The following is a 14,940-nucleotide window of genomic DNA, read 5'->3' on the forward strand; positions in this document are numbered from 1 at the left end:
ACATATCAAATCCTCCGGCAGCCGGGGCCGCTCAGGCTGCTGCGGCCGCCTGCCTCGGGAATGACCTGTATCTGGGCGCCGATACGTTCCTTCAGCGCCGCGACGTGAGAGATGACGCCGATCAACTTGCCGTCCTGACGTAGTCCCGCCAGGGTCTCAAGTGCCGTTTCCAGGGAGTCTTCATCGAGGGTGCCGAATCCTTCATCGAGAAAGAGGGAGTCAACCCGGACATTCCGGCTGGCCATCTGAGACAGGCCGAGGGCCAGGGCGAGACTCACGATAAAACTCTCGCCGCCCGAGAGATTCTTCGTGGAACGGATCTCCCCGGCCTGATAATTGTCAATTACATTCAGTTCCAAGGGCTGCACGGCGTCACGGATGAGGAGATAGCGATCCGTCATCTTCCGGAGCTGCCGGTTGGCATGCGCGGTCATCATCTCAAAGGTCAGCCCCTGGGCAAAATTCCGGAACTTCTTGCCGTCGGCAGAACCGATGAGTTGATGCAGGTTATCCCAGCGAAGGCATTCTTTTTTCTGGACGGCGATGTTCTTCAGGCGCTCCTCCTGGTTTTTCCTTTGCCTTTCATTGTCGGACAAGCCCTTGATGATGCCGCCAATATCCAGTCCGAGTTCTTTCAGAGCGGCGTCACCCCTGCCGATGTTTTCCTTCAGCGTCTCAGCGGATTGATCCGTCAAGTTTCTCTCCCGCTCCCCGGCAAGGGACTGCGACCTGTCCTGACGGCGGGCGTCAAGTTCCGTTTTTTCCTTGAGGAGGGCTTGTTCCTTTTCAGTGAGCAACTCCCGCTCTTCTTCACCCAAGCGTAATGACAGGTAGTCGGCCTCATCGGCAAATCCAGCCCCTTTGGTCCGCTCCCTCCATTGCTGTTCCGCCTGCGCCAGTTCCTTGGCCCGCAGATCCGTTTTTACTTGCCCGGAAGCGATCTTCTCCTTCAAGGCGCTGATTTCTTTTTCAACTTGCCCATAGTCTTCGCGGGCCTTTTCCAAGGCATTGCCGGCCTTGTCCACCTCTTCCGCCAGCCGCCTCTCCTCCCCGTCGGCGTTCTTCTCTCCGAAAAGCTCCTGTCGGGAACCGCTCAGGGATTCATACTCCCCTTTTAGCCCGTCACGCTCTTTGCACCTTGCCGCCAGATCCTTCTCCAGACTGCCCAGCAGGGCCTGATGCTTCTCAAGCGCGGCTTTCAGTTCATCGCTCTGTTTATCCCGATTGGTTTTTTCAGCCTCTTTTGCTAACCAGATATCTTTGCGCCCGGTCAGGTCTTTCAAGAGGGGGTCGAGGCTTTCCAACTGAATTTGGCTGATCCCGAAAAGTTCAACATCCGCCAGGACAGCGGCGCGGGCCTTTTCAGTCTCCTCCGCCAGCGCGTCGCTATCTTTTCCCAGCCGCTCATAATCGCGACCGGCCGTCGCCAGGTTGTGTCTGGCCTCCTGTAAAGCCTTCCCGGCATTGTCAAAGGTCTTTCTTGTTTTTTCCAGGGCTGTCTGCATCGCCTTTTCCTGTTTACCCTTCTTTTCGGCCAGCGTGACGATAGCTGTTGTTGCGGCAATTTTTGCCTGAACGCCGCTAATCTCTTCACGAACCTTTCCGGCACGTGCGGAGGCAGATTTAAAATCTGTCCCCCATGCTATGCCCAATCTCAATTGGGCGTCGGCGCACTGTTTTTCGTCAGCATCCAGCGCCGCCCGCTTTTCTGCCTGCTCTTTTTCAGTATGCCGGATTTCGGCTGCGGTCCGTACCCGGTCGGCTTCCAGCTTGTTGAGACGATCCGACGTCTTTTTAAATTCAGCCTTTGTTTTCTTAAGCTCCGCCTCCGCCTCGCTCAAGACGGGAACATTCCCCCTGGCATAGGGATGCTCCGCCGCGCCGCACAACGGGCAGGGTTGGCCATCCTCCAGGCGTTTTCTTTCTTCCTCGAGGTCGCGGATACGGCTCAGGAGCGATACCTGCGTTTCCCGTGAGACCATCTCCTTTTCCAGAAGAGTTTTTTGATCGGCGCCGGATTTGATCTCTCCCAAGATCCTGCTGCTACCGGTGTTTAATGCTTCCCGTCTCGTTTTCAGGCCGTTCAGGGCCGTGGCTGTCCGGTCCATCCGCTCATAAGTTTCGCCTGTCTGAACCAGAAGACGTTCGCGCTCCTTGAGCGTATCCGTCTCGTTACGCCACTGGCTGATGTCGCGTCCCTGCAGGATCAATTTGATGGCGTCCGTCAGGTCATTCGAATCATGCTGATTCTTTTCAAATGACTGACGAATTTTTTCATGATCGGCCTCTCTTTTGGCGCACTCGGCATGGGTGGATTCTTTTTTCTCGGCCGCAGTGGAAAGCGTTTTCATCGCCTTTACACGCCTTGCCTCTGTATCACGAAGCAAGGCAAATTCCCTCTCGATGACGCTGAGGTTGGTCATCAACGCGGCATCAACGGCGTGCTCGGCCTGGTATGCACGGATAGCTTCCAGAGCGGCATGAGCCTTCTTTTGTTCCTGTTCACCGCTTGTGACAGAGCTTCGGTAGCCTTCTCCCTGTTCCTCGATCTCCCCAATCGCCTTGTCCTTCTCTGCGAGCTGCTTCTTCTGCTCACCCAACCGGGCATCGAGGTCACGCACCTTTTTGATGACCTCTCCTTCCGACATCTGCCCGGCTCGCACTTTACTCAGCAGGGCCTCTGTGGTTTGTCTTACGGCAAGCGCCTCTGCACCGGCCTTCTCCTTTTCAGGCAAAGTTGCAACGGCGCTCTGTAGTTCCCTGATCTCACTTGTCTGCAAATCCCGTAAAGCCGTTACCCCCCTGTAATCGCCATCCAGACCGAGGGCCTTGCGGGATTTTTCCAGCCTTTGAGATTCCGGCGCAAAGGCCTGACAGCGCTGCTCAAAATCCTGCTGCTGCTTAGCCAGTTCACCCAGTTCTTTCTCCAAGGCAACCATACCCGCAAGCCAGGCCAGGGCCTTGCCCATTTCCTTAACTTTCCCGGCAAGTTCCATTTCCTGTTGCTGTTTTTTTGTTAAACTGGCCCGCAAATCCCGTTCTTCATCTTCACCAAGTAACTGAATGCCTTGCAGTTCGGCCTGCAATATCTCCAGCCTGCTGTTCTCTCCGGTGCGACGCTCGTGAACTTTCATGGAGATCCGGCTGTAGATGTCGGTACCGGTAATCTGCTCCAGAATGGGCGCCCGATCGTTGGGAGAAGACTGGAGAAAGACCGCGAAGCCCCCCTGAGCAAGCAGCATCGAACGGGTAAAGCGCTCGAAGTTCATGCCTGTAACCTTCTCGATGAATTCACCAACCTGGTTGATTTTTGATTCCAGAACCCTATCGGAATCGGCGTCTGCTATTTCATGCCTGGCCTGCTGCAACTCGCCTTCTTGCCTTTTTCGGGCGCGGTGCTGACTCCAGTGGCAACGGTACCGGCCCTTACCGGTCTCGAAGGTCACCTCGGCGAAGCATTCCCCTGTCTGGCGCGACATGATTTCATTGCTGCTTTTCGTGACCTTGTCCAGGCGGGGCGTGCTGCCGTAAAGCGCGAGGCAGACGGCATCCATGACGGTCGTTTTGCCCGCTCCCGTGGGGCCGGTGATGGCAAAGATGCCGTCCGATGCGTAGGCCGGGTGGGTAAAATCAACCTGCCATTCGCCTACAAGTGAATTCAGGTTCTTGAATCGAACGCCGAGGATCCTCATTCCGCCTTCTCCTATTCAGCCATTGCGTCCGCTTCGTTCAGGGATACGATTATTTCACTATAGGCGCTCAACAGCGCCGGGCGCTGATCATCGGGGATTTCATGCGCTGCGAGGCAGCGCTGGAACACGTCTGCCGGGTCGAGGTCATCGAGTGTTTCATCTGTATCCATGCTGCTCATGGCGTGTTCCAGCGCCCGGTTGTTCTTGACGCGCAGAATCGAAAGGCCGCTCCCTGCAACGGCCTCATCCAGGCGCGTGCTCAAATCGCCAGCAATCTCGTCTCCTTCATAGATGATCTCCAGCCAGGCACTGCTTCCTCGGGACTTCAGCCTGTCAATGTCCCGGGCAATAATTGTCCAATTTCCCCGCAAGGTTTTCAACTCCTGGAAACAGGGCACGGGAATATTGGCAACTCTGGGCGCCGGGACCGAGAAATCAACGATAATCACGCTTTTTTCCTGCGCAGCTTCCCCAAAGCCGATCGGCAGAGGCGAACCGGAATAGCGGATGAAATCCGAACCGCCCACCGTCTGAGCAATATGGAGATGCCCCAAGGCAAGGTAGTCAATACAATCAGGGAATACATCCGTTCCAACGTGCAGAAGGGAGCCGATATACAACTCACGCACCCCGTCGCCGTCGGCGGTCTGGCCGCCTTCGGTGAACAGATGTCCCATAGCAACGATGGGCACAGGCTGTTTCAGACCGGCAAGTTTCCCTTGGGCCGCGTCGTACACCAGCCGGTAATGAGTTCTGATTCCCTCTATTATCTTCCGCTCCTTGTCCTCGACACTCTCCCCCACTTCGGCGGTACGGATGTCACGGTCCCGGAGGTAGGGGATGGCGCAGACGATCAGCCGTGGTTCGTCATCCGGCCCGGCAATCATGATCACTTCATTTTCAGGAGATTCGGACGCACATCCCACAACATGGATGTTGATAAATTTCAGGAGTTCCCGGGGGGCGTTCAAAAAAGAGGCCGAATCATGATTCCCTGCCGTAACCACCACGTGGCGGTTTGGCGAGGCCGCCAAGCGGTAAAGGAACCGGTAATACAGTTCCTGGGCATGGTTGCTGGGCGTGCTGTTGTCAAACACATCCCCCGCCACAAGCAGCACCGTGATGTCTTCACGCTCGATGAGCGCCGCCAGCCAGCTCAGAAAGGCTTCGAATTCTTCGTATCGCTTGCGACCATACAGGGCGCGGCCAAGATGCCAGTCGGAGGTGTGGAGAATCTTCATGTCATCCCATTTCTGGAGAGGGATTATTAATTACTGTGTGCGCCGGAGAAAGGCGTTTTCCTTCCCGCTCATGGACTCTATGACAATCCTTATGACAGCGGTCTTCTTGATGTTCTGGTCTTTCCTAGGGGAGATAGCATAACTGGAGGGCACATATCTCTGCACCATTTTTTTCGGGATTATTCCCTTTTCAATCTTTTCATGAAATGGCGCGCCAGAAGAGATCCATAATGCCGAATGGCATCAACCCCAGATAGAGGATGAGGACATTAAATACATAACAAAGCGCCTTTTGATGAAAAACCAGCTCTATGGCGCCCTGCCCTTCCTCCGCGTCGCGGGAATAACTCATCCGTACCAGGTTCAGGTAATAAAACATGGAGATTACCGCATTGACGGCGCCGACGAGGACGATGCTAAGATAGCCGGCCCGGAAGGCGCTGACGAAAAGGAAAAGTTTGCCCGTAAAGCCGCCGCTGGGCGGGATGCCGGCGAGCGAGAAGGCCGCCACCGCCAAGGTAAAGGCCAGCAGGGGTGATCTCTTGGCCAGGCCGGTCAAATCTCCTACGGAAACATTGCTCCCGTTGCGGGAAAGAAGGATAATCACGTAGAAACAGGCCAGATTCATGAAAAGATAGACCGTCATATAATAGATGGCCGCCGCGCCGCCATCCGCGCTCAGCGGGATAATGCCCATCATCAGGTAGCCGGCGTGGGCAATACCCGAATAGGCCAGCAAGCGCTTTATGTCCTTCTGGACCAGACCGACGAGATTGCCCAGCGTCATGGAAAATGCCGCCAGCAGCAGCAGGAACAGGGCCAATTCGGAAGGAACGTTGGAGGCCAGCATGGTAAGCCTGATCAGTAGAGCCGTGGCCGCGATCTTGGGCACGGTCGCAATAAAGGCGGTGGTCACGTTGGAGGCGCCTTCATAGATATCGGGCGCCCAGAAATGCAACGGGAACAGTGAAAGCTTGAAGAAGAAAGCAATCAAGGTCAAGGCCAAGGCCAGGATTCCCATGGGCTGGGTAAGAAATTGGGGTAATCTGGCCATGATGTCGGACAGATAAGTGGAGTGGGCCAAGCCGTAAATATAGCCCATGCCGTAGAGCATGATGCCGGTAGCAATCGCGCCGAAGAAAAGGTATTTCACGGCCGCCTCGAGATGGAGCCGCGAGTGGGCTTTCCGTAAAGGAACAATGACGTAGAGGCTGAATGACGAAATCTCCAGACTGATAACGATGGAAATGAGCTCCACCGAACTTACCAGCATCAGCAGGCCCAGGGTGGAAAATCCCAGAAACATGAAGAATTCAGGTAGAAAATCATCTTCTATGTCGTCATTTTTTTCCAGCATGAAAACGACGAGGCAGAGGCCCGTAACCAGCAGACACTTGAATACCTGGGAAAATAAATCCACCCGGTAGGCGCCGGAGAAAAACTCTCCGCTGGCGCCCGCACTGAGAAAGGTTACGACCAGACCGATCAGGGCCAGCAGCCGTGCCAGGGGAAAAATGGATGCCTTTTTCTCACATAACGAAAGGAGAAGGAAAAATACTGAAAACATCAACATGAAAAGCTCGGGAAAAAGCATCATACCGTCAACCCCTTAATGGGATAAATTTGTTAGTTGCATCTGCAAGTTCGTCAGAGTGGCTTGCATAACGCTGACGAAGGGCCGCGGGAAAAGCCCCACCCAGAAGACGAACACACCCAGCGGCGCCAGATAAATGATTTCTCTTACATTCATATCTTTGATGTCGCGCTTGTCTTCCCGGCCCCAGACGATCTGTTTCAGCAGCCTCAACATGTAGGCAGCCGCCAGGACGGCCCCGATAACGGCGCCGAAACCGGCCAGCTTATGCTGGAAAAAGGCACCGATCAGGACATAGAGCTCGCCCACAAAACTGTTCGTCCCGGGGAAAGCAAAGGATGAAAGGGCAAAAAGACCGAAGAATGTTACATAGAGAGGCGCAATCTTGCCGAGACCGGCGTTGTCGTATATCTGGCGGCTGTGGGTACGTTCGTAAACAATCCCGACCATGAGAAAGAGGCCGCCCGTGGTAATGCCGTGGTTCAACATCTGGAGCATCGCCCCGGCCAGACCATAGAGCGTGAAGGTAAAGATGCCCAGCGTGACAAAGCCCATGTGCGCCACGCTGGAATAAGCGATCAGCTTCTTCATGTCCGTCTGGCTCAGGCAAACAAAACCTCCATAGATAATACCGATCACGGAAAGAGCAATCATGAACGGGGCAAAGTAAGCGCTGGCCTGCGGCGCTATGGGCAGACAAAACCTCAGGAAGCCATAGGTGCCCATCTTCAAAAGGATGCTCGCCAGAAAGACGCTGCCCGCCGTCGGCGCTTCCGTGTGGGCGGCCGGCAACCAGGTATGGAACGGGAACATGGGTACCTTGATGGCAAAGGCAATGGCAAAAGCCATAAAGACCCAGATCTGAAATTGGAAGCTGTAGCCCCTGAACATCGCCTCGGGAATACTGAACGTGCCGTTCGTGATAGCAAGGGCGATAATCGCCACCAGGAGGAACACGCTGCCGAAGAGGGTGTAGATGAAAAACTTGATCGAGGCGTAATCTTTCTGCGGCCCTCCCCAAATCGCAATGAGCAGGTACATGGGGATGAGCATGGCCTCCCAGAAGATGTAGAAAAGGATGAAGTCCAAGGAACAGAAGACGCCGATCATGGCCGTTTCCATGAGCAGGATACAGATCATGAACTCCTTGACCCGCTTTTCAATGGCTTTCCAGGAACATAGTACACAGATGGGCGCAATCAGGGCGGTTAGCACAATCAGCATAATCGTAATCCCGTCCACCCCCAGCGCATACGCTATACTATAAGATGGTATCCAGGGCCGATATTCGCCAAACTGGAAAAGAGGGGTCTGGAGATTAAAGTTGCCCAAAAGTACGAGCGATATGACCAGGGTTGCCAGCGTCGCCGTCAAGGCCAACATCTTGATCAGCGCTTCATTCCTCATGAACAGGATAACGAGCGCCCCCACCAGGGGCATAAAGATGACAATGGAAAGGATGGGAAATCCCAGGGGATTTATAGTAAAATATGACGGCATGTTTGTTATTCCTTTAAACCTTCATATACGCGCAAGTTACAAAACAAACCAAAGAATCGCAAAAAACAAAAAGAGCGACAGGCCGACGTAACTCTGTATCCGGCCTGTCTGGAGCTTTTTGGCGACGGCGCCAAAACCCATAACGGAATGAGCCGTGCCGTCCACAATGCCGTCAATTACCTTCCGGTCGAAACCGTAGGAAAGCTCGGCATTTTTAAATAACGCCGTGAGACCCAGGGTGCGGTACAGTTCGCCCCAGAATGCATCTATTGGGCAAATGACCTTTTCGTCGAGTTTCATGAATAATAACGAACCCTTGCGGTAGAAATAATCAACATCGAGATTCAGCTTTGCCTCGGGGGTAAGTTTTTTCAGCATCAGCCAGAAGACGAGCCCCGTAAAGGCAAGTATCTGCAGCATTTCCGACAGATGGTGAATATTATAGGGATGGTATTCTACCGGGAACGGCAAGAGCACATACAGGCAATCGGGATAGACGCCGATAATGAAACAGGCCAGGGCCGTCAACCCCATCGCCCACAGCATGTTTCGGGGTGGCTCCTTAGCGGCGGCGAGGTTCGGCTCCGACTCCTTGCCGAAGAAGGCAAAGTAGGTGACCTTCAAACCCACGGAGAGGAAGGTACCAATCCCGGCCAGGTTCATAAGACACATGAGCCAGAGCTGGCCTTTTTCGTGGGCCGCCGCTACAATCATGGATTTACTGACAAAACCGCTGAAAAGCGGAAATCCGGAAATGGAAATGGCGCCGACCACGTAAAAAATCATCGTTAAAGGCATGTATTTGTAGAGGCCTCCCAGGCGGTTGAGCTTGGCCGTGCCGGTTGCGTAAAGCACCGCTCCGGCGCCCATAAAGAGCAGGGCCTTGTAAAGGATATGGGCAAAAGCATGGGCGGTGGCGCCATTGAGCGCCAGATGCGAGCCGATTCCCACCCCGGCCACCATGTAGCCGACCTGGCTGATAATGTGATAGGCCAGCACGCGGCGGATGTCGTTTTCAATCACCGCATAACAAACCCCAAAGACCGTCATCGCCGTGCCCAGTATGGCAAGGATCTCGAAGCCCGCAAAGCCCCTGGCCAAGACGTAAACCGCCGTTTTCGTGGTGAAGGCGCATAAAAAGACGGCTCCTTCGATAGTGGCCTCGGGGTAGGCATCGGGCAGCCAGGCGTGCAGCGGCAGCACCGCCGCGTTCAGCGCAAAGCCGGCCAGAATAAGGTATTGCGGCCAGGAGGCGTTTACGGGCAGGATGCCGTTAAAGGCCATGCTCCCGGTCTGGTAATAATTCAGCAGCAGGCCACTGAAGAGCAAAAGCCCACCGAAGATATGGAACAACAGATAACGGAAACCGGCCTCAAGGGACTTTTGGTCTTTGCGATACCAGATGAGAAATACGGACGAAAAGGCCATGATCTCCCAGAAGATGAACAGGGTCAGGTAATCACCCGCAAAGACCGATCCGAGAGCGCCGCCAACGTAGCAGAAACCGGCGATATGATGGCCGTCTTCTTCCCTTTTCAGGGCATAGAGGGCGCCCAGGAAAGACATAATGACAAAGACCCAGGCAAACACCATGCTGAGCCGGTCCACCCGCCCGAAGAGACAGAGGATATTGAGAAAGCGGTATTCCCCGTAATTTCCGTACTGGGTCAGGGCGACGGAAATAATCGCGAGAATCGGGATAAGCAGGATAAATCCCTTCTTCGCCTTCCCCCGGAAGAGGGGTAAAAGCAGACTGCCCAGGAAAAAAAACAGCGCCGGATGCACCCACCTATCCATAATAATCCTCGTCTTTGGCCAGAAACAGATGCGCGATGCCCTTGCTTACCTTAATGAGCAGAAAGCAGCCCACCAAGGCAAAAAAAGTCCAGAAGGCATAAATCTTGTCCACAAAATAATGGGAATTTTCCCGGGGGATAAAAATGTCCAAAACCACCAGCAGGACGAGGCCGATAAAAAATACCGTTTTCAGCCCGGCGGCATTCTTTTTGATATACTCTATCGTATGAACAATATTCATGGTTTAAAACAGCCTCCCGATCAGACCGACAAAAAAGCCCGGAAATACGCCCAACCCCACCGAAATAAGGGCCGCCAGCACCAAAGGTATGACCATGGTCAGCGGCGCCTCCTTAATATCCTTTCTGCTCCAGCGGTCTTTCCGGCCTTCGAAAAACGCGCGGATGGTGATGGGCACAAAATAAGCGGCATTCAGAATCGTGCTGGTCATCAGCACTACCACAAGCGGCATATTGCTTATTTTCAGGGAACCTTGCAACAGGTACCATTTGGTGACAAATCCGGCGACGGGCGGCGCGCCGATCATACTGAGCGAGGCCAAGGCAAAGGCCCCCATGGTAAAGGGCATGGCATAACCAATCCCTGCCATATCGCTGATCTTCTTCTTATGGTGCGCCACATAGATAGCGCCTGCGCAGAAGAACAGGGTAATCTTGCTGAAGCCGTGGTTGACGATATGGAGGATCCCGCCCAGCACGCCACTATTATCCAAAAGCGCCACCCCGAGGACGATGTAGGAAAGCTGACTCACGGTGGAATAGGCGAGCCGGGCCTTCAGGTCGTCCTTAGTCAGGGCGATAATGGAGGCCGCCAGGATCGTGAAGGAGACGAAATAGGCGGTGAGGATGCCGAGCCCGAAACTCTGCAACAGGTCCGTTCCGAAGGTGGAAAGCATGACCCGGGAGATGCAGAAGACACCGGCCTTGACAACTGCCACGGCATGCAGCAACGCGCTGACCGGCGTGGGCGCCACCATGGCCGAGGGCAGCCAGTTGTGAAAAGGCATGATCGCGGCTTTGGCAAAGCCGGCGATAAAGAGGATATAGGTGACGGTGATCCACAGGTGATTGGCCGTCGCCGGGAAAATGCCGGTGCGGATATTGTCGGCAAAATCAAGCGTCCCCGTCATGACATACGTCAGAATCAGGGCCGGCAGAAGAAAACCCTTGGAAGTTCCCATGAGATAGACAAGGTATTTCTTGGCCCCGGCATACCCCTCCGCATCCTGATGGTGGGCGACCAGGGGATAGGTAAAAAGGGTAATAACCTCATAAAAAAGATAGAGCGAAAAAAGACCGCCCGAATAGGAAACACCCTGCGCCCCCAGAATGGCGATGGCAAAGCACATATAGTAGCGCGTCTGGGCATGCTCGTTGAGGCTCCTCATGTAGCCGATATTGTAAACGGAGGCAAAGATCCACAGAAACGAAGACACGATACCGAAGATCAGCGAAAGGGCGTCCACCCGGAAGTTCAGGTTGATGCCGGGAGCAATGGCGGAAAGTGTATAGACGATCGTCTGCCCGCTCCAGATGGCGGGAACCATGCACAGCACGGAAATAAAGGTCAGCACCGCGCCGCCGATAGACCAGAATTCCCGCAGATTCGGGCGCTTGTCGGAAGCCAGGATCAGGATGGAGACGGCCAGAACAATGGCGATCGGTAAAAGGGGTTGTGCGCTTTCCATAACCATAGGTCAGTCCTTCATCTCCTGCAGATTTTCTCCCTCAATATGCTGGTATTTCCGGTATATGAGGATAATGATGGAGAGCGCCACCGCCGCTTCCGCCGCCGCAATGCCCATAATGACAAGCGTAAAGGATAATCCGTAAGCATTCTCGGGACAAAGAAACCTGTTGATGGCGACCAGATTCAGCCCCGCGCCATTCATGATCAATTCCATGGACACGAACATCCCGATCAGCGTGCGCCGGTAAATTACCCCGACAATCCCGCAGAAAAGCAGGAAAAGAGAAATAAATAGATAGACATACAAATAATTATGCAGCAAGGCTCTCATCTCTTCCCCCTGGAGAAAAGGGACAGCATGATGGCTCCCAGAATACCCACCACGACCAGAAGTGATATAAGTTCAAAGGGCAGCAGCAGGTCATTAAAAAATATCTGACCAATCTCTCTGGCGCCCTGATTGAAGCTCGGCGCGCCGAGCTGGGGAAAGGTAACTTTAACGAACCTCACGAAGATCACCAGTGTAATCAGGGCCGTCGCCAGAGCCGCCCCAAATTTCCCGAGCGTCGTCCATTCCTGCGGTCGGCGGTAAAGCGGCCCGGCTAACATAATGGCAAAGGCAATCAGCACGGTGATGGCCCCCACATAAATAAGCATCTGCATCATGGCCAGAAATGGGCTGTTCAGGTATATGTAGAGTCCCGCGACGCCCAGCATGGCCGTAACCAATCCCACCATGGCATAGATGATGGAGCCCGATAAAACGGCGGTCGCCCCGCCGGCCATAGTCGCCAGAATAACAAGAAGGAATATGATTTCCGAAAGATTCATCATACCTGCTTCCTCTTTTCAAATTCCTGGACCAGATCGAAATGAAAATCTTCGCGCTTGACGCCCACCAGATTGAAATCGGCCGAAAAAGCCAGGCAATCGGAGGGGCAGCTCTCCACGCAGATGCCGCACTGGCTGCACGTGGTGTAGTCCAGCAGATAAGTGGTGGCGGTCTTCTTCTTTTCCCCTTCCCTTTTCTCGCCTTCGACGCTCTTGATGGAGCCGGAAGGGCAGTTCCGGGCACAGATACCGCAGGCGATGCAGCCATTTTTATCCGGGCTTTCCGTAGAGGCGAGAAGCTTGGTATGGCCGCGGAAACGGGGACTTATCTTCAATAACTGGCGCGGGTACTGGGAGGTAACCACTGGCTGGAAGAAGCACTTGATGGTAACCCCCAAGCCCGTGAGCAACGAACCGGCGCCCTTGAAGAATGTGTTCACTGAGGACATCATAGCTTCAAAAGTCCTCCCGTAATGAGCAGATTGATAAATGTCAGCGGTATCAGCACCTTCCAGGAAAAGTTCAGCAACTGGTCAAACCGGACGCGCGGATAGGTCCACCTGAGCCACATGATGACGAATACCAGGGCATAAGACTTGATCAGGAACCACAGAATCCCCGGCAGGAACGGCCCCTGGTAGCCCCCCAGGAAGAAGGTCGTGGCCACGGCGCTCACGATAAAGATATTCGTATATTCGGCCAGGAAAAATAGCGCAAACCGCATGCCGGAATATTCGGTATGGTAGCCGGCCACGAGTTCACTTTCCGCCTCCGGCAGGTCAAAGGGAGTCCGGTTCGTTTCGGCGACGGCGGCCGTAAAATAAATCAAAAAAGCGAGCGGCTGATAGCAGACAAACCAGATATTACCCTGCGCCTCCACGATGGTCTTCAGGGAGAGGGAATTCGTCATCATGACGATGGGCAAAAGCGAAAGCAAAAGCGGTATCTCATAGGCGATGTTCTGGGCAATGCTGCGGATCGCACCGATCAGGGCATACTTGTTGTTCGAACCCCAACCGGCAAAGAGAATGGAAAGCACGGAAAGGGAGGAAAAGGCCAGGATGACCAGGATGCCTACGTTGATGTCCTTGACCTGCAGCGCCGCATCGAAGGGAATGACCACAAAAGATACTAGCACGGGAATAAAAACAATGATGGGCGCCAGGAAGTAAAGGGGTCGTTCCACATTGCGCGGCGTCAGGATTTCCTTCCCCAAAAGCTTCAGGGCATCGGCGAGCGGCTGGATGAGTCCGTAGGGGCCAACCTCCTTGGGGCCAATGCGCAACTGCATGTGGCCGGCCACTTTTCGTTCCGCCCAGGTCAAGATCAGGGCGTTTACAACGACGAAAGCCAGCACGCCGACGAGGCCGAAAATCATCATGGCTGCTTCCCTGCCGATTATATTAAATATGAATTCCATTACCTTAGCACCAGTATCAACGATCCATTTCGGGTATGACCAGATCGAGGCTGCCCAGAATAGCCACGGCATCGGCCAGCATGTTTCCCTTAGCCAATTCCGGAAAAATAATCATATTGGAAAGCGAGGGTACCCGCCACTTCATCCGGTAAGGACGATCGCTTTCATCACTGACGATATAAATACCCAGTTCACCGCGCGGCGTCTCGACCACGTGATAAATATCCCCCGGCGGCGGTTTTAGTTTTTTGGGGACCTTCTCCGCCATAAAAGGACCTTCCGGCAGCCTGTTCAGGGCCTGCTCGATAATTTTCACGCTGTTTTCCATCTCCCGGATACGGACATGATATATGTCCAGGGCATCGCCGCGCGTTCCCGTGGGAATGTCAAAATCCAATTCCCCATAGATGGAGTAGGGTTCCGCTTTTCTCATGTCCATGGGTATCCCGGTTCCGCGCAGCACCGGCCCGGAGACGCCGTATTTTCTGGCTCTTTCGGGTGTAATGACACCGACACCTCTGGTGCGGTTGATGAAAATGACGTTATTGGTTATCAGCTTGTCATACATGCTGAAACGGCTCCGCATCCTGGCAAGAAAGGCCCTGGTTCCGGTGATAAAGTCATCATCCACGTCGTTATAGAGCCCGCCGAAACGGAAGTAGCAATAGGTAAGCCGGGAACCAGTAATCCCCTCCAGGATGTCGTTTATCTGTTCCCGATCATCGAATACATACAGGAAGGGCGTGAGAGCCCCCAGATCGGCCAGATAGGCGCCCACCCATAACAGGTGGCTGGAGAGGCGGTTCAGCTCCGTGGCCATGACCCGCACGCATTCGGCACGGGGCGGCACGGGGATGCCGCAGAGCCTCTCCACGGCGGTTACATATCCCAGGTTGAAGGACATCGCGCCCAGATAATCCATGCGTCCGGTGTTGGGAAGAAACTGGAGGTAGCTCCTGTTTTCCGCCATCTTTTCGTGCATGCGATGGAGATAGCCCAGCACGGGCTCCGCTCTTTCAATGTATTCGCCATCCATTTCCAGCACAACCCGCAAAACACCGTGGGTGCTGGGATGCTGCGGCCCGAGGTTGACGAAAAATTTGCCGTCTTCTTCCTCGGGCTTAAAAGAAGCGAGCAATACCCGATCGGCCTCGG

12 protein-coding genes are annotated in these 14,940 nt (G+C 54.2%); all 12 read right to left on the reverse strand.

Features of this window, described 5'->3' with window-relative positions:
* Positions 1 to 5: 5 nt before the first annotated feature.
* The 12 genes from NT140_04065 to NT140_04120 all read right to left on the reverse strand — a co-directional run bounded on the left by NT140_04065 (position 6) and on the right by NT140_04120 (position 14,923).
* Positions 6 to 3,692 (reverse strand): AAA family ATPase, encoded by a 3,687-nt coding sequence (locus NT140_04065; protein MCX5831055.1) that lies wholly within the window; start codon positions 3,690 to 3,692, stop codon positions 6 to 8.
* An 11-nt stretch (positions 3,693 to 3,703) separates the two neighbouring features.
* Positions 3,704 to 4,933 (reverse strand): exonuclease SbcCD subunit D C-terminal domain-containing protein, encoded by a 1,230-nt coding sequence (locus NT140_04070; protein MCX5831056.1) that lies wholly within the window; start codon positions 4,931 to 4,933, stop codon positions 3,704 to 3,706.
* A gap of 199 nt (positions 4,934 to 5,132) precedes the next feature.
* A complete protein-coding gene (locus NT140_04075; protein ID MCX5831057.1) occupies positions 5,133 to 6,530 on the reverse strand; it encodes an NADH-quinone oxidoreductase subunit N in 1,398 nt (465 codons plus the stop codon).
* Positions 6,531 to 6,542: 12 nt separating this feature from the next.
* Complete coding sequence (locus NT140_04080; GenBank protein MCX5831058.1) at positions 6,543 to 8,027, reverse strand: NADH-quinone oxidoreductase subunit M; 1,485 nt, start codon at positions 8,025 to 8,027, stop codon at positions 6,543 to 6,545.
* A gap of 36 nt (positions 8,028 to 8,063) precedes the next feature.
* Positions 8,064 to 9,824, reverse strand: a complete 1,761-nt coding sequence (locus tag NT140_04085; GenBank protein ID MCX5831059.1) for a Na(+)/H(+) antiporter subunit D — start codon at positions 9,822 to 9,824, stop codon at positions 8,064 to 8,066.
* On the reverse strand, positions 9,817 to 10,065 hold the full coding sequence (locus NT140_04090) for a hypothetical protein (protein ID MCX5831060.1): 249 nt from the start codon (positions 10,063 to 10,065) through the stop codon (positions 9,817 to 9,819). The genes NT140_04085 and NT140_04090 overlap by 8 nt, the downstream gene beginning before the upstream one ends.
* Before the next feature lie 3 nt (positions 10,066 to 10,068).
* Positions 10,069 to 11,538, reverse strand: coding sequence for a monovalent cation/H+ antiporter subunit D family protein (locus tag NT140_04095; GenBank protein ID MCX5831061.1), 1,470 nt, complete (start codon positions 11,536 to 11,538; stop codon positions 10,069 to 10,071).
* A 3-nt stretch (positions 11,539 to 11,541) separates the two neighbouring features.
* Positions 11,542 to 11,865 carry an NADH-quinone oxidoreductase subunit NuoK gene (gene nuoK / locus NT140_04100; GenBank protein MCX5831062.1) on the reverse strand — a complete coding sequence of 108 codons (324 nt, stop codon included), beginning with the start codon at positions 11,863 to 11,865 and terminating at the stop codon, positions 11,542 to 11,544.
* Positions 11,862 to 12,368 (reverse strand): NADH-quinone oxidoreductase subunit J, encoded by a 507-nt coding sequence (locus NT140_04105; protein MCX5831063.1) that lies wholly within the window; start codon positions 12,366 to 12,368, stop codon positions 11,862 to 11,864. Before NT140_04105 ends, nuoK begins: the two co-directional genes overlap by 4 nt.
* Positions 12,365 to 12,817, reverse strand: a complete 453-nt coding sequence (locus NT140_04110; protein ID MCX5831064.1) for a 4Fe-4S binding protein — start codon at positions 12,815 to 12,817, stop codon at positions 12,365 to 12,367. Before NT140_04110 ends, NT140_04105 begins: the two co-directional genes overlap by 4 nt.
* A complete protein-coding gene (nuoH, locus tag NT140_04115) occupies positions 12,814 to 13,785 on the reverse strand; it encodes an NADH-quinone oxidoreductase subunit NuoH (protein ID MCX5831065.1) in 972 nt (323 codons plus the stop codon). The genes NT140_04110 and nuoH overlap by 4 nt, the downstream gene beginning before the upstream one ends.
* A 16-nt stretch (positions 13,786 to 13,801) precedes the next feature.
* Positions 13,802 to 14,923 carry an NADH-quinone oxidoreductase subunit D gene (locus NT140_04120; GenBank protein MCX5831066.1) on the reverse strand — a complete coding sequence of 374 codons (1,122 nt, stop codon included), beginning with the start codon at positions 14,921 to 14,923 and terminating at the stop codon, positions 13,802 to 13,804.
* Between the last annotated feature and the right edge of the window lie 17 nt (positions 14,924 to 14,940).

The organism is Deltaproteobacteria bacterium (assembly GCA_026388415.1).
Classification (GTDB): domain Bacteria; phylum Desulfobacterota; class Syntrophia; order Syntrophales; family JACQWR01; genus JAPLJV01.

Coding starts and splice junctions, on each gene's coding strand:
- nuoH (MCX5831065.1), bottom strand. CDS start 13,785: ATGGAATTCATATTTAATATAATCGGCAGGGAAGCAGCCATGATGATT.
- NT140_04090 (MCX5831060.1), bottom strand. CDS start 10,065: ATGAATATTGTTCATACGATAGAGTATATCAAAAAGAATGCCGCCGGG.
- NT140_04080 (MCX5831058.1), bottom strand. CDS start 8,027: ATGCCGTCATATTTTACTATAAATCCCCTGGGATTTCCCATCCTTTCC.
- NT140_04110 (MCX5831064.1), bottom strand. CDS start 12,817: ATGATGTCCTCAGTGAACACATTCTTCAAGGGCGCCGGTTCGTTGCTC.
- NT140_04075 (MCX5831057.1), bottom strand. CDS start 6,530: ATGATGCTTTTTCCCGAGCTTTTCATGTTGATGTTTTCAGTATTTTTC.
- NT140_04105 (MCX5831063.1), bottom strand. CDS start 12,368: ATGATGAATCTTTCGGAAATCATATTCCTTCTTGTTATTCTGGCGACT.
- NT140_04085 (MCX5831059.1), bottom strand. CDS start 9,824: ATGGATAGGTGGGTGCATCCGGCGCTGTTTTTTTTCCTGGGCAGTCTG.
- NT140_04095 (MCX5831061.1), bottom strand. CDS start 11,538: ATGGTTATGGAAAGCGCACAACCCCTTTTACCGATCGCCATTGTTCTG.
- nuoK (MCX5831062.1), bottom strand. CDS start 11,865: ATGAGAGCCTTGCTGCATAATTATTTGTATGTCTATCTATTTATTTCT.
- NT140_04065 (MCX5831055.1), bottom strand. CDS start 3,692: ATGAGGATCCTCGGCGTTCGATTCAAGAACCTGAATTCACTTGTAGGC.
- NT140_04070 (MCX5831056.1), bottom strand. CDS start 4,933: ATGAAGATTCTCCACACCTCCGACTGGCATCTTGGCCGCGCCCTGTAT.